The sequence below is a fragment of the Mesorhizobium australicum WSM2073 genome (genome assembly GCF_000230995.2).
In the GTDB taxonomy this organism is placed as follows: domain Bacteria; phylum Pseudomonadota; class Alphaproteobacteria; order Rhizobiales; family Rhizobiaceae; genus Mesorhizobium; species Mesorhizobium australicum.
In genome coordinates this window covers 1,176,783-1,196,768 of the sequence record NC_019973.1, presented here as the reverse complement: position 1 = coordinate 1,196,768, position 19,986 = coordinate 1,176,783, and the positions used below count along the sequence as shown (strand labels likewise).

General features: G+C 64.4%; 19 protein-coding genes. 2 read left to right on the top strand and 17 right to left on the bottom strand.

Annotated elements, in window-relative coordinates:
• Position 1 precedes the first annotated feature (1 nt).
• Together MESAU_RS05655 and MESAU_RS05650 are read right to left on the bottom strand one after the other, a co-directional pair.
• A complete protein-coding gene (locus MESAU_RS05655) occupies positions 2 to 802 on the bottom strand; it encodes a CoA-transferase subunit beta (RefSeq protein ID WP_015315097.1) in 801 nt (266 codons plus the stop codon).
• Complete coding sequence (locus tag MESAU_RS05650) at positions 799 to 1,656, bottom strand: CoA transferase subunit A (protein ID WP_015315096.1); 858 nt, start codon at positions 1,654 to 1,656, stop codon at positions 799 to 801. Before MESAU_RS05650 ends, MESAU_RS05655 begins: the two co-directional genes overlap by 4 nt.
• Before the next feature lie 121 nt (positions 1,657 to 1,777).
• Between MESAU_RS05650 and MESAU_RS05645 the strand changes: the two genes are divergently transcribed.
• Positions 1,778 to 2,548: an IclR family transcriptional regulator domain-containing protein gene (locus MESAU_RS05645; protein ID WP_015315095.1), complete on the top strand. Its 771-nt coding sequence runs from the start codon at positions 1,778 to 1,780 to the stop codon at positions 2,546 to 2,548.
• Between the two features lie 54 nt (positions 2,549 to 2,602).
• On the opposite strand, the gene MESAU_RS05640 is transcribed toward MESAU_RS05645, so the two are convergent.
• From MESAU_RS05640 to MESAU_RS05595, 10 genes are all read right to left on the bottom strand, one after another.
• On the bottom strand, positions 2,603 to 3,901 hold the full coding sequence (locus MESAU_RS05640) for an NAD(P)/FAD-dependent oxidoreductase (RefSeq protein ID WP_015315094.1): 1,299 nt from the start codon (positions 3,899 to 3,901) through the stop codon (positions 2,603 to 2,605).
• A 2-nt stretch (positions 3,902 to 3,903) separates the two neighbouring features.
• Positions 3,904 to 5,274 carry a glutamine synthetase family protein gene (locus MESAU_RS05635; protein ID WP_015315093.1) on the bottom strand — a complete coding sequence of 457 codons (1,371 nt, stop codon included), beginning with the start codon at positions 5,272 to 5,274 and terminating at the stop codon, positions 3,904 to 3,906.
• Positions 5,275 to 5,279: 5 nt separating this feature from the next.
• Complete coding sequence (locus MESAU_RS05630; RefSeq protein WP_041163291.1) at positions 5,280 to 5,513, bottom strand: hypothetical protein; 234 nt, start codon at positions 5,511 to 5,513, stop codon at positions 5,280 to 5,282.
• A 336-nt stretch (positions 5,514 to 5,849) separates the two neighbouring features.
• Entirely contained in the window at positions 5,850 to 6,236 is a 387-nt protein-coding gene (locus MESAU_RS05625; RefSeq protein ID WP_041163290.1) for a serine hydrolase, read from the bottom strand.
• A 38-nt stretch (positions 6,237 to 6,274) separates the two neighbouring features.
• Complete coding sequence (locus MESAU_RS05620) at positions 6,275 to 7,093, bottom strand: hypothetical protein (RefSeq protein ID WP_015315092.1); 819 nt, start codon at positions 7,091 to 7,093, stop codon at positions 6,275 to 6,277.
• A gap of 284 nt (positions 7,094 to 7,377) precedes the next feature.
• Positions 7,378 to 8,139: an SDR family NAD(P)-dependent oxidoreductase gene (locus MESAU_RS05615; RefSeq protein WP_015315091.1), complete on the bottom strand. Its 762-nt coding sequence runs from the start codon at positions 8,137 to 8,139 to the stop codon at positions 7,378 to 7,380.
• A 10-nt stretch (positions 8,140 to 8,149) separates the two neighbouring features.
• On the bottom strand, positions 8,150 to 8,962 hold the full coding sequence (locus MESAU_RS05610) for an ABC transporter permease (RefSeq protein WP_015315090.1): 813 nt from the start codon (positions 8,960 to 8,962) through the stop codon (positions 8,150 to 8,152).
• On the bottom strand, positions 8,962 to 9,825 hold the full coding sequence (locus tag MESAU_RS05605) for an ABC transporter permease (protein WP_041163641.1): 864 nt from the start codon (positions 9,823 to 9,825) through the stop codon (positions 8,962 to 8,964). The genes MESAU_RS05610 and MESAU_RS05605 overlap by 1 nt, the downstream gene beginning before the upstream one ends.
• A 63-nt stretch (positions 9,826 to 9,888) precedes the next feature.
• Entirely contained in the window at positions 9,889 to 11,052 is a 1,164-nt protein-coding gene (locus MESAU_RS05600) for an ABC transporter substrate-binding protein (protein ID WP_015315088.1), read from the bottom strand.
• Entirely contained in the window at positions 11,033 to 12,169 is a 1,137-nt protein-coding gene (locus tag MESAU_RS05595; RefSeq protein ID WP_015315087.1) for an ABC transporter ATP-binding protein, read from the bottom strand. The genes MESAU_RS05600 and MESAU_RS05595 overlap by 20 nt, the downstream gene beginning before the upstream one ends.
• A 114-nt stretch (positions 12,170 to 12,283) precedes the next feature.
• Between MESAU_RS05595 and MESAU_RS05590 the strand changes: the two genes are divergently transcribed.
• Positions 12,284 to 13,096, top strand: a complete 813-nt coding sequence (locus tag MESAU_RS05590; RefSeq protein WP_015315086.1) for a helix-turn-helix transcriptional regulator — start codon at positions 12,284 to 12,286, stop codon at positions 13,094 to 13,096.
• Positions 13,097 to 13,123: 27 nt separating this feature from the next.
• On the opposite strand, the gene MESAU_RS05585 is transcribed toward MESAU_RS05590, so the two are convergent.
• From MESAU_RS05585 to MESAU_RS05565, 5 genes are all read right to left on the bottom strand, one after another.
• A complete protein-coding gene (locus MESAU_RS05585; protein ID WP_015315085.1) occupies positions 13,124 to 15,184 on the bottom strand; it encodes a 3-hydroxyacyl-CoA dehydrogenase NAD-binding domain-containing protein in 2,061 nt (686 codons plus the stop codon).
• Positions 15,185 to 15,303: 119 nt separating this feature from the next.
• Positions 15,304 to 16,251 carry an ABC transporter permease gene (locus MESAU_RS05580; protein ID WP_015315084.1) on the bottom strand — a complete coding sequence of 316 codons (948 nt, stop codon included), beginning with the start codon at positions 16,249 to 16,251 and terminating at the stop codon, positions 15,304 to 15,306.
• A 3-nt stretch (positions 16,252 to 16,254) separates the two neighbouring features.
• The gene (locus MESAU_RS05575; protein WP_015315083.1) at positions 16,255 to 17,235 is read right to left on the bottom strand and encodes an ABC transporter permease; all 981 of its coding nucleotides are present in this window, start codon (positions 17,233 to 17,235) and stop codon (positions 16,255 to 16,257) included.
• Position 17,236: 1 nt separating this feature from the next.
• Complete coding sequence (locus MESAU_RS05570) at positions 17,237 to 18,757, bottom strand: sugar ABC transporter ATP-binding protein (protein ID WP_015315082.1); 1,521 nt, start codon at positions 18,755 to 18,757, stop codon at positions 17,237 to 17,239.
• Positions 18,758 to 18,806: 49 nt separating this feature from the next.
• Entirely contained in the window at positions 18,807 to 19,820 is a 1,014-nt protein-coding gene (locus MESAU_RS05565; RefSeq protein ID WP_015315081.1) for an ABC transporter substrate-binding protein, read from the bottom strand.
• Positions 19,821 to 19,986: the final 166 nt, after the last annotated feature.

The window sequence follows — 19,986 nt, the reverse complement described above, 5'->3', positions numbered from 1 at the left end:
TTTATGCAGCCTTTGTTTTTCCGGTTCCCTCATGCGCCGCCTTGGTGCGGGCCTGCAGGTCGCGCAATGTCTTCAGTTCGAGTTCGCTTGGCGCGGGTGTTTCGTCAAGCGCCTCGGCGAACTTAACAACCCAGCCACAGCGCTCCTGCACCTGCTGACGGGTTACCTTGGGGTGCAGCGACACGACCGTGAATTCCTTGGTCACCGGATCGGGCTTCCAGATGGCAAGATCGGTGATCAGCAGCGTGGGGCCCGCGGTCTCGATGCCCAACCGCTGTCGGTGATCGCCGCCCTCGCCATGGCCGAAGGAGGTGACAAAGTCGATCTTCTCGACCATGCCGCGCTTGGTCTGCGCCATGGTGATGTAGATCTCCTTCGACGACGTCGCGATCTCCGGCGCGCCGCCGCCGCCGGGCAGTCGGGTCTTGGGATGGAAATAGTCGCCGATGACAGTGGTGTTGATGTTGCCGAACTTGTCGAGCTGCGCCGCACCGAGGAATCCGATGGAAATGCGGCCGCCCTGCAGCCAGTAGCGGAACATCTCCGGCACCGCGACGGTGGTGACGGCGGTTTCGCACAATTCGCCATCGCCGATCGACAGCGGCAGCACGTCGGGCGCCGTACCGATCGTGCCGCTCTCATAGATCAAGGTGATGTCGGGCGCATGCGTCAGCCGCGCGACGTTGCAGGCCGCGGACGGCGCGCCAATGCCGACGAAGCAGACATTGTCATTCCTCAGCGCCCGGCTCGCGGCGATCGTCATCATCTCGTTGGGGGTGAAGCCCAGCTGATTGTCGCTCATGCCGCGTTCCGCAGATGCGAGACCCGGGCCGCGAAATCGTCGGGACTTTTCTCGATCACGTTTGCCTGCATCCAGGCCCGGAATTTCTCGCGGTCGGCCGCGACCTCGTCCCATTCGAGATAGGCGGCATTGTCGCGCGCATAATAGCCATGGGCATAGGAGGGGTGCGAACCGCCGGGCACGACCGAGATCGCCGCGATCGTCCAGCGCGGCAGCACGGTCAGATTGGGGTGAAGATCGTCAAAATTGTCGACCACCTCCTCCACCGTCACCACCGCGCGCCTCGCCGCCAATACCGCCTCCTTCTGGACGCCGATGATGCCTTCGACCAGCACATTGCCTTTCCGGTCGGCTTTCTGCGCATGGATGAAAGTGACATCGGGCCGGATGGAAGGCACGGCCGCCAGCATCTCGCCGGTGAACGGACAGGTCACCGCTTTGATGTTCGGATTGACATCAGCCAGCCCCGTGCCGTGATAGCCGCGGAACACCGCGCAGGGCAGGCCGGCCGCACCCGCCTCATACGCATTGGCCATGCCGGCATGGCTGTGTTCCTCCACCGCGATCGAGCGGGGGAAACCGTTCTCGATGGCGTCACGGGCGCGCCGCAAAAGGCCGACGCCGGGATTGCCGAGATAGGAGAAGACGATCTTCTTGGCCATGCCCATGCCGATCATCTGGTCGTAGATCAGGTCCGGCGTCATGCGGATCAGGGTCAGGTCGCGAAACCGCTGGCGGATCGCCTCATGCGCGGCGGCTGTCGGGATCAGATGGGTGAAGCCTTCAAAGGCGACCGTGTCGCCATTGCCCAGGTTCTCGGCCACGGCGTGTTTCAGTGGCAGGAACTTGACCATCGCGGCGGCTCCCAGTCCGAAAAAGTTCGCATTGCGAACATATGTATTGAATGCGATACTTTCTAAACTCCGTTGAGCCGGGGTGTCAATCGTGGCGAGATCGCCCGGACCGAGAGATGAGATGGACGACGAGACCGTTTCCCGTGACCATGTCGGCTCGCTCGAGCGCGGACTCGGCGTGATGGAGATATTGGCCCGCCATCCCTCCGGCATGACCCTGACCGAAATGGCCGAACAAGCCGGCCTGACCCGTGCCGGCGCCCGGCGATTCCTGCTGACGCTCACCGCTACCGGCTATGCGACGCAATCCGGGCGTCTATTCTCCCTGTCCCCGCGCCTGCTGACCGTTGCCCGCACCTGGCTCGGCGGCGCCTCGCTGTGGAGCTTCGCCGCGCCGATCATGCGCGCGGTCGCCGCGCAACTGAACGAGGCCTGCTCTGCAGCGATCCTGTCGGGCCAAGATGTCGTCTATGTCGCCCGCATTCCCGGCCGGCGGATCCTGAGCGTATCGCTCGATGTCGGCACCAGGCTACCCGCTTATTGCACCTCGATGGGGCGGATGCTGCTGGCGGGGCTGACACCGGCGGAATTGGACGCCTTCTTCCGTAAGGCAACGGTCGAGCGGCGGACGCCGAAGACAATTGTTGAAAGACCGTTGCTGGCAAAGGCCATTGCCAAAGCCAGAATGGATGGCTTCGCCATCGTCGACGAAGAGCTGGAACTCGGCCTGCGCTCCATCGCCGTGCCGATCCGCGACCGCGCTGGGCGCACGGTCGCGGCGATCAATGTCTCGACCCAGTCGGCACGGTTTTCCGTCGCGGATATGGAGCGGGAGATCTTGCCTGCGCTGCTTGAGGCCAGACAGCGTGTCGAGGATTTCTTTGTCGTCTGATAGAGGCCTGTTAGGCTTCCCTGGCGTTGGCCCGCCAGCGTCTAAATAGCGCCCTCAATGCTTGATCCGGTCCCGCATCGCGTACCACAGCATGCCCAGCACATAGAGCGGCCCGCGCAGCGCCGTGCCGCCCGGGAACGGCATTGGTGTCAGCGTCGAGAACAGGTCGAGCCGTGAGGCATCGCCGGTGATCGCCTCGGCCAAAAGCTTGCCCGAGAGCGTCGACAGGATGACGCCCTTGCCTGAATAGCCGTGCGCGAAATAGACCTCGCCATAGTGCCCGACATGCGGCAGCCGCGACGTCGTTACCGACACCAGCCCGCCCCAGGCATGGTCGATGCGGCAGCCCTTGAGTTGCGGAAAGGTGCTCTCCATGTGCGGCCGCACGAAGCCGGCAATGTCGGCCGGCGGTGACGGCGTGTAGCGCTCGCCGCCGCCGAACAGCAGGCGTCCATCGGCGGACATCCGGTAATAGTTGACGACGAAGCGTGTGTCGGACACCGCGACATTGGCCGGGATGACGTTGCGCGCGCCCTCCAGCGGCTCGGTGGCGACAATGTAGTTACCGACCGGCATGATGCGACTGTTGACGCGCGGCTCCAGCCCGTTGAGCAGCGCGTCGCCCGCCAGCACGACATGTCTGGCCCGCACCGATCCCTTTGCCGTCGAGACCCGGATCGAGGGTTCGCGCTCCAGCTTCACGGCCAGCGAGTTTTCGTGGATGACCACGCCGGCCGCGACAGCCGCGCGGGCAAGCCCAAGCGTGTAGTTGAGCGGATGCATGTGGCCGCCGAGCGGCTCATACATGGCGCCATGATAAGGCGTGTCGACCTTGGCCCGAGCCGCCGCCGCCGAGAGTATCTCGACATCGCGGAATTTCATCACGCTCTCGAGGCACTTGGCCTCTTCTTCCAGATCCTCGAGGTCGGATCCGTTGACCGCGCCGACCAGATGGCCGGTCAGCCTGAGATCGCACTCGATGGCATTGCGTTCGATGATGTCGAGCACCAGGCCGCGCGCCTCGAAAGCGAGGTCGAACAGCACCTTGGCCCGCTCGGCTCCGTAGAGCTTGACCAGACCCTTGGCGCCCTTGCGCAGGCCGGGGATCATCTGGCCGCCATTTCGGCCCGATGCGCCCCAGCCGATCTTGCCGCCTTCGAGCAGCACCACCTTCAGCCCGCGTTCGGCGGCGTGAAGGGCGGCCGACAGCCCGGTGCAGCCGCCGCCGACGACGACCAAGTCGGTTTCGGCATCGCCGACGAGCGCTGGATGGTCCGGCGCCGGATTGGCGGTGGCGACGTAGTAGGATTTGCCGATGTCGAGACCGGAATTGAAACCCGTTGAAGATGCCATGATCACACTTTCAGCAAGAGGTGGTCGCGTTCCCAGCTCGTCACCACGCTTTGGAACAGGTCGAGTTCGACGCTCTTGACGCGCAAATAGGTCTGGAAGAAATCCTCGCCCAACAGCTCTCGCACCGGGGCACAAGCCTCGAAACGATCCAGCGCCTCCTCCATGGTCTTAGGCAGCGTGCTCCTGACCTTGTAGGCATTGCCCGACGCCTCGGCCGAGCGCGCCAATTTCTGCTCGACGCCGAGATAGCCGGCAAGCAGCGACCCGGCGATCGCCAGATAGGGATTGCAATCCGCCCCAGGCAGCCGGTTCTCCACCCGCCGCGCGGCGCGTCCCCCCGCCGGCACGCGCAGGCCGCAGGAGCGGTTGTCATGCGACCACTCGATATTGGCGGGTGCGCTGTGGTTGGGCCTTATGCGGCGGAAAGAGTTCACGTTTGGCGCGAACAGCGGCATGATTTCCGGAACGTATTTCTGCAAGCCGCCGATGAAGTGGCCGAACATCCCGGTGTCGGCATCGTCGCCGCTGGCGAAAAGCGCATTGCCGGCCTCGTCGACGACCGACATGTGCAGATGCATCGAGCTGCCGGCCTGGGCCGCGATCGGCTTGGCCATGAAGGTCGCATGCATGCCGCATTGCTGCGCGGCCTGGCGCGTAAACCGCTTGAACAAAAGCACCTGGTCGGCCAGCGGCAGGGCGTCACCATGCAGCAGATTGATTTCCAGCTGCGCCGTACCCGATTCATGGATCAGCGTGTCGAGCGGCAGACCGGCCGCCGCTGAATAGTCGTAGATGCGCCGGATCACCGGCTCGAATTCTTCCAGCGCGGCCATGTCATAGGGATGCTGCACACCCTCGGCGCGGCCATTGGCGCCGACCGGGGCGGTGAGGGGCTTGTCCGGATCGGGATTCGGTGCGGTCAGATAGAATTCAAGTTCCGGCGCCACCACCGCGCCCCAGCCGCGCTTGCGATAGAGATCGAGCACGGCGCGCAGCACATGGCGTGGCGAGGCCATCCATGGCCTGCCGTCCATGTGGAAGGCGTCGGCGAAGACATAGGCCTTGCCCGCCCCCGCCCCCGGCGCCAGGCACAGCGTCGAGACATCGGGCACCATGCGCATGTCGGGGTCCGAATAAGCAAAACCCTCGTCGATAGAGCCGGAATAGCGACCGTCGATGCTGACCAGGAAGGCGCTGCTCGGCAGGTAGAGCGCGCGGTCTTCCAGCGCCTTGAGGAGTTTGGCGGTCGGCAGCGCCTTGCCGCGCAACACGCCGTTCATGTCGGGCACCAGGCACTCGACCTCGGTGATGCCGTGCTGCGTGAGCCAGGCCTTGGGGTCGTTGATTGCGGTATTCGTGTTCTTATCAAGCATTTCGTTCATGTCCGTATCGGGGAGAGAATGGCTTGCGCGGCCACGTCCGTTCCGGATTTCAGCGCCATCTCGGCTGAATTGTCCCTGAGGCGGGCGGGCGTGGCGTCATCGGCCAGCAGGCCGAGAATGGCTCTCTTCAATCCCCCTTCGGTCCAGCCGTCGCGGCCGATATGATCGCCGGTCTCTCCGGCGCGTTGCGCATTGTCGTCCCAGCAATAGAGCATGATCAGCGACGGCACGCCGAAGCGCAGCGCCTCGCAAAAGCTTTTATTGCCGCCGTGGTGGATGAAGGCTGGGCGCCCCGGGCGGGCAAGGCCTGTGCGATGCCAATGCAGTTCAGCGCGGCGCCAGAGCCCGCCTTGGAAAACAGCGCGATGGTCGGGCTGGCTTTACGCGTCAATTCATCCTCTTCAATCCGGCCGGCTGATCACGCCGAACAGTGCGGCTCCTTGCCTGGCCGCCTGCGGTCCCTGGCTGCGGGAGAGGCGCAGGGGATGCGAACAGATCGGCACCCATTTCATATCGCCGGTTGTCGAGATGGTCGAGTGTATTGAGGTGCTCGCGCAACGATTGCTTCAGCCGGAAGACGTTGATGCATGACCCGGAACGGCTGGATGTGTGTGAAACCGGCGGCGCGGCAGAGCCGCGCCGTTCAGGCTCTGCTCGGTGCCGGTCAGATAGATCGACATCAGAACCGGATGGCCCGAGGCCGGCCAGATGACGGCGGCATCATTGGTACTGCCGCGCTCGCCGGTCCCGGTCTTGTCGCCGCATTTCAAGCCTCTCGGCAGGCCCGCCCTGATGCGCTCACCACCGGTCTTGTTGGCCACCAGCCAGTCGACAAGCCGCGCTCGGCTTTTTTCGCCGACAATCAGGTCGAAGCGAGAAGCGGTTCTGCGTTGTCGTTGAGCGGGAACGGCTCCAGGAGGAAAACGATGCCGCCAGGCCAAGCCCAGCGGCATCTCCTCTGGTGACTACGGGCCTTTTCAGCGACGAACCGCTACGGCGTCGTTCCCGCCTGAAGCTTGGCCGCCGTCTGGTCGATCTTGCCGGCAAGAACACCTTGGGCCCAGGCCGTGACCTCGGCGTCGACCGGCTTGTTGGCCATGTCGGTCAGCGCCGCATCGAGCGATGCATCATCGGTGCCGACCGCTGCCGCCGCAGCCGCGGCCGCAGCCTCATCGGCCGCAGTATTGTCGGCGTCGACCACCGCCTGCTGGGCAGTGATGTCAGCCTGCAGCGCCGATATCTGGCCGGGCAGGGCCGCCTGCTGTTCGGCTGTCATGGCGTCGATTTCGGCCTGAGACAGCGACGTCAGTGCGCTCAACTGCGAATTCAGCGTATCCAGTTGAGCCTGGGCCGCGGCAGCTGTGGCAGCGGCCGCCGCAGCCGCGGTCTGCGCGTTCTTGGCTTTCGCCGACTGCGTCACGAATGCCTGAACGGCGGCGAACTTCTTGCTCTTGGAGTTCATATAGGCGTTGACGTTGCGCTGCAGCGAGTTCAGCCGGCCAAGCTTGGCGTGGATATTCTTCTCCTTGGGCACGGACGAGACCTTTGTGTTCGTATCGACCGTGGCGTCGGCCGTTGTGTCGGTGTCCGTCTTGGCTGCCCGTCCCGGTGCCGACGACTTGCCGTGCGAAGCACCGCTGTTGCCGTTGCCATTCCCATGGGTGCCGCCATTGCCGCCGCCATTGCCGTTGCCGCCGCCATTGCCTCCAGCATTGCCGCCGCCATTGCCATGCCCATTGCCGGCGAGCGCCGGAGACGCCAGAAGCGCCAATGCGGCCACGGCCGCGAACAGTGTTTTCCGGTTTGTCATGCTAATCTCCTCGGGAATCGCCGCACTCGCCCACCGCTGAACCACCTGCGTATGAGAAATCGCTAATCATACCCGGTAAACTTTAGACAAATGCGGTCTCAATCCGAGAGCGCGCGCTGCGTCGGATCAACAACCCCTTGAAAAGATAAGGAAATACACAGCTTTACCTGGCTTGGCACTGAAGTCCCATACCCGCCAGACCATGGTCTTGTGCCGTCCGGCATCCCGCGAAACGACAGAAAAAGCGGGGCTGAACTGGGAAAGGTCGATCGATGAAAGCAGCGTCAGCCGATGCTCTCGCCGCCATCGATCACCAGCGCTTGCCCGGTCATGAAGGATGAACGGTCCGAGACGAGGAACAGGATCGCCTCGGCGATCTCTTCGGCCACCGCCCAGCGCCCCATCGGGATCTTGGTGCGGACATAGGTTTCGATCGCCTCGCGTCCGCCCATCTGGGCGATGAACGGCTCATTGAATGGGGTGTCGACCCAGCCCGGGCAAAGCGCGTTGACGCGCACATTGTGCCGGGCATAGTCGAGCGACATCTGCCTGGTCATCGCCACCACGGCATGTTTCGACGTCGCATAGGCGATCATCTCGCGGTCGTAGAACACACCCGAATTCGAAGCCGTGTTGAGGATGACGCCACCGCCTTGCGCGATCATCGACGGCATGACGATCCTCGCCGCGAGGAATTGCGCCCGCACATTGACCCGCCAGGATGCGTCCATGCCGGCGGTCTCGACCTCGGTCAGCGTGCCGCCGACCTGGATGCCGGCATGATTATGCAGGATGTCGATGCGCTGATGTCTGTCGAGCGTGCCGACGATGAGTTGGTCGATCGCATTGTCGTTCGAGACGTCGGTCGCGATCGCCTCGGCCCGGCCGCCCGCCGCCCGGATATCCGCGGCCGTTGCCTCGCCGGCGGTCCCGTCCCTGTCGGCGATGACGACCACCGCGCCTTCCCTGGCCATGATCATGGCGCCGGCACGTCCGATGCCGGAGCCGGCGCCTGTCACCACGGCGATGCGGTCTTTGAGGATCATGGAGCGGCTTTCAGTTTGACGGCTTGCGCTGGCGCAGTTGCCATTGGGCAAGCACCACGAGCAGGACGGAGGCGACGAGCACGATCGTCGCGATGGCGTTGATCTCCGGCGTTACGCCGCGCCGGATAGAGGCAAAGACATAGATCGGCAGCGTCGTCTGCGCGCCGGCGACGAAGAAGGCGACGATGAAGTCGTCGAAGGAGAAGGTGAAAGCGAGCAGGAAACCGGCGACCACCGCCGGCATGATCTGCGGCAGGACGATCGAGCGGAAGGTCGTCAACGGCGTGGCGTATAGATCGCTGGAGGCCTCGACCAGATTACGATCGAGGCTGCCGAGCCGCGTGCCGACGATCATCGTCACCAGCGCCATCGAGAACAGGCCATGCGCGGCGATGATCGAGCCGTAGCCGAGCGACAGGCGCGGCGGCTGGTCGCCCGGCCAGACCGAGGCGAGGAACGGATTGACGACCGCGAACAGCTGAACGAGCGCGACCAGCGTCGAGATGCCGATGACGACGCCCGGAACGACGATCGCCGCGCCAAGCAGCCCGTCGAAGACGGCGCGGGTTCTGGCGCCGACACGCGCCAGGCCAAGCGCCGCCGCGGTGCCGAACACCGCCGCCAGCAGGGCGCTGGTGCTGGCGATGAACAGGCTGTTCTTCAGCGCCTCGACCAGGAACGGGTTGGACAGGGCCTTGCCATACCACTGCACCGAGAAACCGGTGAACTCGCTGGCGTGGTGGCCGGCGTTGAAGGAAAACAGCACGACCAGCACGATCGGCAGATAGAGGAACGCAAAGACGGCAATGACGAAGGCGCGCATCAGATGAGGTCCACCCGGCGAGCGCCCGCAACGCGGTTCGAAATGCGGTTGGCGACAATCAGCACCACCACCGAGACCAGCACCAGCGTGATCGCGATGGCCGACCCGAACGGCCAGTTGCGCGACTGCAGGAAGAGGTCGACCAGCGCGTTGCCGATGAAGAACACCTTGCCGCCGCCAAGCAGCGTCGGGATCAGGTATTCGCCGAGCAGCAGGATCATGACCAGCGAGAAGCCGGTCATCACGCCCGGCAGCGACAGCTTCAGGGTCACGCCGAGAAAGGTCGACAACGGCCTCGCGCCGAGATCGGCGGAGGCCTCCAGCAGCCTTCGGTCGAGCCGTTCGAGGCTGACATAGATCGGCAGGATCATCAGCGGCAGATAGCCGTAGACGATGCCGAGCAGGACCGCGCCCGGCGTGTTGATCAACCTGACATCCTCGATGCCGGCAAAGGCGAGCAGCGCCGGGATGCCGCGTCCACCCAGAATGTACATCCAGGCATAGGTCCGCATCAAAAGGCTGGTCCAGAACGGAATGACGACCAGCGCGAGCAGGATCAGCCGCCAGCGCTGCGGCGCCCGCAGGGCGAGGTAATAAGCGACGGGATAGGCGACGAGCAGGCAGGCGAGCGCGCCCACTGGCGCCAGCACCATCGTGTTCCAGAACGCGGTCGCCCGTGCCGGGAGATTGGCATACTGCGCCAGCGTGAAGGCTGCCTGGTAGCCGCCCTCGGGCGCCCGCTCGCCGACGCTGAACACGGCGATGGCGATGAATGGCAGCACCAGGAAGACCACCAGCCATGCCGTCGCCGGCGCGAGCAGCAAGGCGGTCAGGAAATTACGCCGAAATCTGTTGCCGTGCATCGAAACCGCCCCGGTGCCGGCGAGCATGGGCCCGCCGGTCGATTGTCTTTATCCAGGCCAGTCTCAAGCCGATTTGAAGCGCGCCATCAGTTCGGCACGGCCCGGGTCGGTCAGCGTTGCCGCCGCGCCGAATTCGAGCGGCGTCAACAGCTCCGCCGCCGGATAGAGGATCGGATTGTCGAGCACTTCCTTGGGCAGCAGCTTGTTGACGCGCGCATCCGTCGAAGGCGCGCCGTTGGCGAGGTGCTCCTTCACCGCGACCTGCGGGTTCATCAGATAGTTGAGCAGCGCGTAACCGGCGGGCTTGTTCGGCGCGTCCTTCGGGATGGCATAAAAATCGGTCCAGATCTCGCCGCCTTCCTTGCCCAGCACGTAGGCGATCTCGGGAATGTCGCGATGCAGCTGCGCACCGTCATTGGTCCAGCACATCGTCATCCACGCGTCGCCCGCACGCATACCCGGCTGGTAATCGGACGAGACGGCGAACAGATGCGGCTTGACCTTCAGCAGCAGTTCCTCTGCCTTGGCGAGCTCGTCCTGCTTCAGCGAATTGAACGAATAGCCGTAATATTTCAGCGCGTTGCCGATGGTGGTGAGCTGGTAGTCGTGCACCATGGTGCGGCCATCGCCCTCGGCCATGGCGGTATCCCAGAACTCCTTCCAGCTCGTCATCGGCTTGGTCAGCTTCTTGGTGTTCACTGCAAAGCCCGTGGTGCCCCAGTTCTTCGGCACGGCGTAGATCACCTTGTCGATCGTGCCCTCGGAGGTGAAGCGCGGATCTTCCTGGGTGCCGTCGAAATTCGGCAGCTTCGCCATCTCCAGCGGCTCGATGATGCCGAGCTTCTTGTAGGTCGAGATCGTATAATTGGTCGGCACGAACAGGCTCCAGCCCGAGGCGCCGGCCTGCAGCTTGGCCAGCATCTCCTCATTGGAGCCGAACACGTTGACCTCGACGGCGACGCCGGTGTCCTTCTTGAAGTTCTCGAAGGTCTGCGGGTCATGGTAATTCGGCCAGGTGGCGATCGACATGCGGTCGCCAAGGCTTTCGGCGGCGAAGGCAGGGGTCGGCATGATGCCGATCTCGCGCGCCATCACCGCCGTTGCGATGCCAAGGCCGGTGAGGCCAAGGAAGTCGCGGCGGCCGATCGAGCCGCGCTTCAGGCGCATCAGCTGGTCGACGAAATTCTCGGGGCTTATCGGCAGTCCGTCACGATATGATTTCGACATGTTTGTTTACCCTCTGGTTGGTCCCGTTGTTCTTGGTTTCCGGAAACGCCAGCGGCGTTCCCATGGCATAGCCGATGGCGACGGGTTCACCCGGCTTGAAGAGATTGCCTTGGCCGATCAGGTGATCAGCCTTGGCGAGCAAAGTGCCGATGCCCTGCACTTCGATCGCGTATTCCGCGGTCGAGCCGAGGAATATCCGGTTACGGACGATGCCTTTGAGCGGACCGCTTTCGGGAGCGCCAAGGCTGAGTGATTCGGGACGCAGACTGACCGAGACGGTCTCGCCTTGTCGAAGCGCGGTTCGCTTGCGCGCCGCGACCACAGTGCCGTCCGCCAGCGCCACGTCCACCAGGTCGCCCGTGTGCCCGGCGACGGTGCCGCTCAACAGATTGGTCTTGCCGACGAAATCGGCGACGAACAGGTCGGCCGGCTCGTCATAGATCTCGCTCGGCTGGCCGAGCTGGACGATGCGCCCGCCATTCATGACGCAGACGAAATCGCTCATCGACAGCGCTTCCTCCTGGTCGTGGGTCACCAGCACGAAGGTGATGCCGATCTCGCGCTGCAGGTTCTGCAGCTCGATCTGCATGTCGGTGCGCAGCTTCTTGTCCAGCGCCGCAAGCGGTTCGTCGAGCAGCAGCACCGCCGGCTTGTTGACCAATGCACGCGCCAGCGCGACACGCTGCTGCTGGCCGCCGGACAGTTCGTGGATCTTGCGGCCGCCATAGCCGGCGAGCCGCACCATTTCGAGCGCTTCGCCAGCCCGCCGGCCGATATCGCGCGACGACAGCCGTGGCCTTGCCTGGCGCAGCCCGTAGGAAACGTTGGCTTCGACATCGAGATGCGGAAACAGCGCGTATTGCTGGAACACCATGTTGACAGGCCGTCGGTAGGGCGGCGTGCCGGCCATGTCCTGGCCACGGATGAACACCTGGCCTTCGCTCGGCTGTTCGAACCCGCCGATCATGCGCAGGCAGGTGGTCTTGCCGCAGCCGGACGGTCCAAGCAGCGCAACGAAGGCGGAGGGCGGCACGGCAAGGTCGATGCCGCTGACCGCGGTCACCGCGCCATAGCGCTTGGCGACGCCGCGAAATTCGATGTCGGGCACTGCGGTCAAGGCTGCGGGCTCCAGGACGATGCGATTTCAAGACGCTACCAGAGCTAATGGCAGCTAGTATATACCTCGCAGGTGGTATATCTGATCTATTTTCCCGTTTAAGGGGGTACTGGATTGAGCGCTTCCCGCAGCGACGAATACAGCCGGCTCGCGACGCTTGTCGCGGCGACGCGGGAGACGAGCGGCGATCTCTTCGGCCAAGCGATGGTCGATTGGCTGCGGCAGCATGTCGGCTTCGACCATTGCGTGATCTTCGGCTATCGGGGTGCCGCGCGCCCGCCACTGCTGTTCGAGACCTTCACGCCGGCCGAAAGCCACGTCTTCGTCGCGCTCTATCAGGAAGGCCCCTATCTGCTCGACCCCTTCCATCACGCGGCGGTCGAGCGCAAGGAAGGGTTCTGGCGCATGCGCGAACTGGCTCCTGATCGCTTCTACGCCAGCGAATATTTTCGCTCCTATTACAGCCAGACCAGGCTGGCCGAGGAAGTCGGCTTCTTCGTGCCGCTGCCGGGCAAGGACGCGCTGGTGCTGTCGCTGATGCGGCTCAGCGCTTCCGGTCCGTTCGGCACCGCCGATGCCAGGCTGCTGCGCGACATGGCGCCGACGGTGATCAGCTTCACCAGGCTGCGCTGGCCAACTCTTCCCGCCGACGAACCGGCCGAGACGAAGCAGGACGAGGAAATCACCGAGGTCAACGAGTTCGACCGCGCCCATATCTGGAAAAGCCTGTCGCTGACGCCGCGCGAAAAACACGTCGTCGACCTGGTGCTGCAGGGCCATTCGACGGAATCGATCGCCAGGGCCATGCGCATCGTGCCGGGAACCGTGAAGGTCCATCGCCGCAACATCTACCGCAAGCTCAACATCAAGTCGCAGGCCGGCCTTTTCGCCCGCTTCGTCGAGATCATCGACGCGCGGATCCGGTGATTCCCGCAGGCCGCTGACTACCCCGGGTCAGGCTTCCCACGAGTCGGTTTTGGCCATCCGCTCGAGCAAGGGCGCCGGTTTGAAAACATCCTTGCCCGTCCGCTCATGCCAATACCTGAGTCGCCCGACGATCCTGGCCGCGCCTTCGAGGCCGGCCCAGAACATCGGGCCGCCCTTGCCGATGGGAAAGCCATAGCCATTGACCCAGACGACATCGATGTCGGACGCACGGGCCGCGATTCCCTCCTCCAAAATCTTCGCGCCTTCGTTGACCAGGGGATAGAGTGTGCGCTCGATGATTTCGTCGGCGTCTATCGTGCGCGGCACGATGCCCTTTTCCGCCGCCTTGTCGCGGATCAGCGCCTCGACCTCGGGATCGGGCACCGGCGTGCGCGAACCGTTCTCGTAGAGATAGAAGCCACGGCCGGTTTTCTGGCCGAAGCGCCCCTGTTCGCACAGCGTGTCGGCGATGACGGCCGTCAGGCCCCGCGCCTTGCGGTTTCGCCAGCCGATGTCGAGGCCGGCAAGGTCGCCCATCTGGAACGGACCCATCGGCCAGCCGAAATCGGTGAACGCCTTGTCGATCTGGCTGGGGGTCGCGCCTTCGAGCAGCAGCGCCTCGGATTCCGAGCCGCGCACGGCCAGCATACGGTTGCCGACGAAGCCGTGACAGACGCCGACGACGACAGCCACCTTGCCGATCCGGCGCGCAAGGTCAATCACGGTCGCCAGCGCATCGGGCGCCGTTTTTTCGGCGCGCACGATCTCCAGCAGTTTCATGACGTTGGCCGGCGAGAAGAAATGCAGGCCGAGCACATCCTGCGGCCGCGAGGTCGAGGCGGCGATTTCGTCGATGTCGAGATAAGAGGTGTTGGTGGCGAGGATGGCGCCCGGCCTCGCCACCGCGTCGAGCTTCCCGAAGATTTCTTTCTTGACCGCCATGTCCTCGAACGCTGCCTCGACGATCAGGTCGCAATCGGCGAGATCGGCATGATCGATCGTGCCTTTGAACTGGGCGAGCCGCTGCCGCTTGGCATCCTCGCTCAAGGAGCCGCGTGCAACCGAGACGGTGTAATTCTTCTCGATCGTCGCCAACCCGCGCCGCAGCGCCTCCTGGCTGGTTTCCAGCAAGGTGACGGGAAAGCCGCCATTGGCGAAGGCCATGGCAATGCCGCCGCCCATCGTGCCGGCGCCGATGACGCCGACGCGGGCGATCCTGCGCTTGACGACGTCCTTGCCGGGAAGCTTGGCCGCCTCGCGTTCGGCGAAAAACAGGTGCCGTTGGGCGCGCGACTGGTCGCTGGCGACAAGCTTGACGAACAGCGCCCGCTCCTCCGCCAGCGCCTCGTCGAAGGGCAGCGTGACGGCATTGCGCACCGCCCGCGCACAGGCGATTGGCGCTTCGAGGCCACGCGCTTTGCGGGCAAGATCCGCGGCCTCCGCATCGAAGGCGGCAAGGTCGGTCTCCTTCAGGACGTCGTCGCGGTCGCGCACCGGCGGGAACGGACCGCCCTTGCGGGCCATTTCGCGGGCGAAATTCACGGCGTGGGTGGTCAGATCGCCTTCGAAAACGGCATCCACCAGGCCGGCGCCGTAAGCCTCATCGGCACCGATCGGTGTACCGGAAACGATCATCTTCAATGCCTTGGCTGCGCCAACCAAGCGTGGCAGCCGCACCGTGCCGCCGCCACCGGGCAGGATGCCGAGCTTCACCTCGGGCAGGCCGAGCCTGGCGCCTTGATCGGCAACGCGGAAATGGCAGCCGAGCGCCAATTCCAGCCCGCCGCCGAGCGCGGTACCGTGGATGGCGGCGACCGTTGGCCTGGCGATGGCTTCCAGCACAGCCACGATGGCGCGCAATTCCGGCTGCTGCATCGGCTTGCCGAATTCGGTGATGTCGGCGCCGGCAACGAAGGTCCGGCCGGCGCAAGCGATGACGATGGCCGCGACCGATGCGTCATCGCGCAAAGCGACCAGAGCCTGCATCAGCGGTTCGCGGACGTGGAAACTCAGCGCGTTTACCGGCGGATTGTCGATGGTGACGATGGCGACGCCACCCTCGTTCGCGACGCTGACAGAACTGGACAAGTGGGGGCCTCCCAAGACCGACTGAGATCGGGGACCGGTTTACAAGGCCACGCCGCGAATGGGAACCGGCTGGTCCAATGGTTGGCGGATAGGCTGCGGTCGCGCCGGAGACGTTGCGGTCAGCGCACCGCCTTCTCGCCGCCCGCAGCCGTAATCACCCCTACGATGATAAGCCCGGTCAGCAGGAGACGCACCCCGGCGCTGACGCCGAATGTGTTGAGCATGGTGAGCAGCAGCACCAGGAACAGCGCCGCGCCCCAGACGCCCGGCACATTCGCCTTGCCGCCCGCCACCGACGTGCCGCCGATGACGACCACGGCGATCGAAGCGAGCAGGTATTCGTTGCCGATGTCGACATTGGCGCCGCGGAAATAACCGGCGAGCAGCGCGCCATCGATGCCGCCGAGCGCGCCCGACAGCGTATAGGTGAGAAAACGGATCCGCCCGACATTGACGCCGGCGAGCCAGGCGGCGCGGATGTTCTGGCCGATCGCCAGCACCGAGCGGCCATAGATCATGCGCTGCAAGGCGATGGCCGCACCGATGGTGAACAGCACAGTGAGGATCGCCAGCACGGGCACGCCCAGCACCTGCCAGTTGGTGAAATCGGCGAAGCCAGGCGGCGGCTTGATCTGCAGTCCGCGCCCATAGCTGATGTCGACCGACTGGATGATGAAGCTCGCCGACAGCGTGGCGATGATCGGCGGAATGCGCAGCGCCCAGATCAAGAGATAGTTGATGGTCCCGATCGCGGCGCCACAGGCGAGCGCCGCCAGCAATCCGACCAGGATCATGGCATCGCTGCCGCCCATCACCTTCATGGCGACCGCGCTGGCGAGGCCGATATTGGCCGGCAGCGACAGGTCGACATTGCCAGGTCCAAGCGTAATGACGAACATCTGGCCGACGCCGACGATGACGGTGAACACGGCAAGCGACAATGCCGCCGTGACCATGCCGCCGCCGCCATAGCCCCCGGTGAAGGCGATCGTCGCCAACCACACCAGCAGCGCACCGACAAACGACCAGATCCAGGGTTTTGTGAGCAGGGTTTTCAGCGAAGCCATCGCTCACCTTTCCCTGCGGCTGATCAGCACCCGCGCCGCAAGCACGATGATCAGGATGGCGCCGTTGGCGGCCACCTGCCAGTCGGGCGGAATGTGCATGAAGGTGAGGAGCGGCGAGGCGGCCAGCGCCAGCGTCAGCGCGCCGATGACTGCGCCGATCGGCGAGACCCGGCCGCCGACGAACTCGCCGCCGCCGAGGATGACGCCGGCGATGGCCAGCAGCGTGTAACCATTGCCGATATTGGCGTCAGCCGAGGTGGTGATGCCGATCAGCGCCATGCCCGACAGCACGCCGAACAGGCCGGCCAGCGCAAACAGCACGATCTTGGTCTTGAGCAGCGACCAGCCGGCGCGCTTGAGCGCCGCCGGATTGCCGCCCGAGCCGCGCAGGATCACCCCGTAGGAGGTACGCATCAGGCCGAAATGCACGACCGCCGCGATCAGCAGCGCGGCGATGATCGGAAACGGAATGAAAGGCGGCTTGAACGACATGATCGCCAGCAGCCAGTCCGGCGCCTTGCCGCCCGGTTTTGGCAGGACGAGAATGGCGAGGCCCTGCCAGACGAAGCTCATGCCGAGCGTCACCACGATTGAGGGCAGGTTGCGCAGATGGATCAGCGCGCCGAGCAGCGCATAAATGCCGATCGATCCGGCGAGAATGAGGATGCCGATGAGCGGCGCATCCTTAAGCCAGGTCGCGGTGACGCAACCGACAAAACCGACAAAGGTGCCGATCGAGAGATCAAGCTCGTTGCCGGCGATGACGAACATCTGCGCGATCGTCGCCAGCGCGATCGGAATCGCCAGGTTCAACATCAGGCTGAAGCCGAAATAGCTGATGGCGCGCGGATTGAGCCAGGCGATCGCGAGCAACACCAGCGCCAGCGATAGCGCGGGCAGCAGGCCGCGCAACAGCCGCGCCCGCGCCGCCGCGTTGCGTGCCGCCGATCCCTTGAAGCCATTGTCGATTGGCGTCGCCGTCATCTCAGGCCGCATCGCCGAAGGAGGACTGGATGATCTTCTCTTCGGTCAGCTCGTCGCGCGTCAGATTGGCGACGATGCGGCCGTTCTTGAAGACATAGATGTGGTCGCAATTGTCGAGCTCTTCGGTTTCGGTCGTGTACCAGAGGAAGGTGCGTCCGCGGCCCGCCTCCTCGCGCACGAGATCGTAGACCTCCAGCTTGGTACCGATGTCGACGCCGCGCATCGGGTCGTCCATCAGCACGATCTGGGCATCGGAGCCGAGCGCCCTGGCGAACAGCGCTTTCTGCTGGTTGCCGCCCGACAGCGAGAAAATATTGTTGTTCATGTCAGGCGTGCGGATGCCGATCTTCTTCTGCCAGAACGCGGCCAATTCGGCCTCACGCTGGGGTGAAATCAACAGCCCGTTGCGCAAGCGCGCCAGCGAGCGGATGCCGATGTTTTCGGCAATCGACCATTGCGGGAAAATGCTATCGGACTGGCGGTCGCCTGCCACCAGGGCCACCGGCGCCGTCACCTCGATGCCGGTCTTGGCGCGTGCGGCGGCATCAAAGATGCGCAGCAGCAAGTCGGTCTGTCCGTGACCGGCCAGCCCGGCAAGGCCGATGATCTCGCCCGCGCGCGCGACGAGGTCCTTGCCATCCGCCTGTCCGGCCGGCCGCGCCCGCACGCGCAGCGGATTGGCGCCTGTCTTGGCGGCGGCGGCCTGCGCGGCGGTCTTCGCACGCGCCTCGGCTCCGCCCATCACGGCTACCAGCCGGTCGCGATCAAAGGCACCAGCCGCGTCCGACGCCACCACCTTGCCGTCGCGCATCACCACGATCCGGTCGGCGTTCCGCAGCACCTCGCCCAGCACGTGCGAGATCAGGATGCAGCTTTTGCCACCAGCGACGAAGCGGCGCACGAAGGCCAGCAACTGGCCCGATGTGTGCGCGTCGAGCGACGAGGTCGGTTCGTCGAGGATGACCAGGTCGAGCCGGTCGTGCGTCACGGTGAAGGCACGCGCCACCTCGACCATCTGGCGCCGGCCGATCGACAGATCGCCGACAATGTCCCAGGCCGAGATGCCATGGTCCGGAAAGATTTCGTCCAGCTTGGCGGCGATCAGCTCTGCCGCCTTGCGCCGCCAGCCGAAGCCGGAAAGCGACGCATGGTTGATACGCGTGTTTTCGGCGACGCTGAGATTGGGGCACAGCGACAGTTCCTGGAACACGCAGCGTATGCCGCGCTGCTGCGCCCGCGACACCGAGTAGTTGTCCTCGATGCCGCCATGCACGGTGATCGTGCCGCTGTCGGGCGTCGAGGTCCCGGCCACCATGTGCATCAGCGTCGACTTGCCGGCGCCGTTATGGCCGACGAGGCCGACGCACTCGCCGGGCCCGACATGGAAATCCACCCCGCCCAGCGCCCTGACGGCGCCGAAATGCTTTTCGGCACCGTCAAGTCTTACGATGTCAACACTGGCGGCGCCGAATTGGTTTTCGGCGCCGTCCGGTCTGATGATGTCCGTGTCGCCTGCAGCCATGCTCAACGATATCCGCTCGGTGATGCCCGCGGCAACGCGTCTGCGACTTTCACTTGATATTGGCTTTGATCGCCGCGATGGCATCTTCCTGCGTGTATTCGTGGGTGGCGACACCGCCCTCCTTGATCTTGGGCAGGGCCGCCTCGAAATCGTCCTGGGTGAAGGCCAGATACGGCACCAGCAGATCGTGCGGAATGTCCTTGCGGCCATCGAGCACCTGCTGCGCCACCCAGAAGGCGAGCGTCGATACGCCCGGCGCGATCGAAGCCGACCAGGTCTGGTAGCCGTCCTTGTCCTTCTGTTCCTTCCACCACTTCAATTCATCTTGCCGGTTGCCCATGATGATGGTCGGGCGCGGCTTGCCGGCGGCGGCGAAGGCTTGCGCGGCGCCATAGCCGTCACCGCCCTGGTCGACGATGCCGACGACGTCGGGCAGCGACGGCAGGATGGTCGCCACCGCCTTCTGAGCCGTGGTCTGGTCCCAGTCGCCGGTGACAGAACCGACGATCTTGAATTCGGGATGCGCGGCCACGCCTTCGAGGATGCCTGCATGGATGGCATCATCGATCGAGGTGCCGGCAAGCCCCCGGATTTCAAGCAGATTGCCGCCCTTGGGCTGGAACTTGGCCATCTGCTCGACTTCCTGCTTGCCCATGTCCTTGAAGTCGACGACGACGCGGTAGGCGCAGGGCTCGGTGACGGTGCCGTCGAAGGAGACGACGGTGATGCCGGCATCGCAGGCCTGCTTGATGGCACCGTTGAGCGCATCCGGCGAGGCGGCGTTGATGACGATGGCGTCATAGCCCTGCAGGATCAGGTTCTGCACCTGGGCGGCCTGGGTCGGCACCTCCTTGTCGGCAGTGGTGAAGACATCAGCCGCGCCGACGATCTTGTCGTCGACGGCCTTCTTGGTGACGATGCCATAGCTGTCGAGCATCGCCTGCCGCCACGAATTGCCGGCATAATTGTTGGAGAACGCGATCTTCTTGCCGCTGGTGTCGGCAAAAGCCGTACCGGCCGCGAGCACCGCCGCAAGCGTGCTGAGAACCAATAGTTTCTTCATGTGATACTCCTCCCGAGAGTTGCTGATCAGTTTGATTGTCGACGAATTTCGCGATTGCGATCCTGTTTTTTATCTATTGTCAGACAAAAGTGCAGAAGGCCGGCGGGCTGTCAACTGCAATCCGATGTGCGCCGCCGATCAACTTGCGGTGCGCTGATTGAAATGG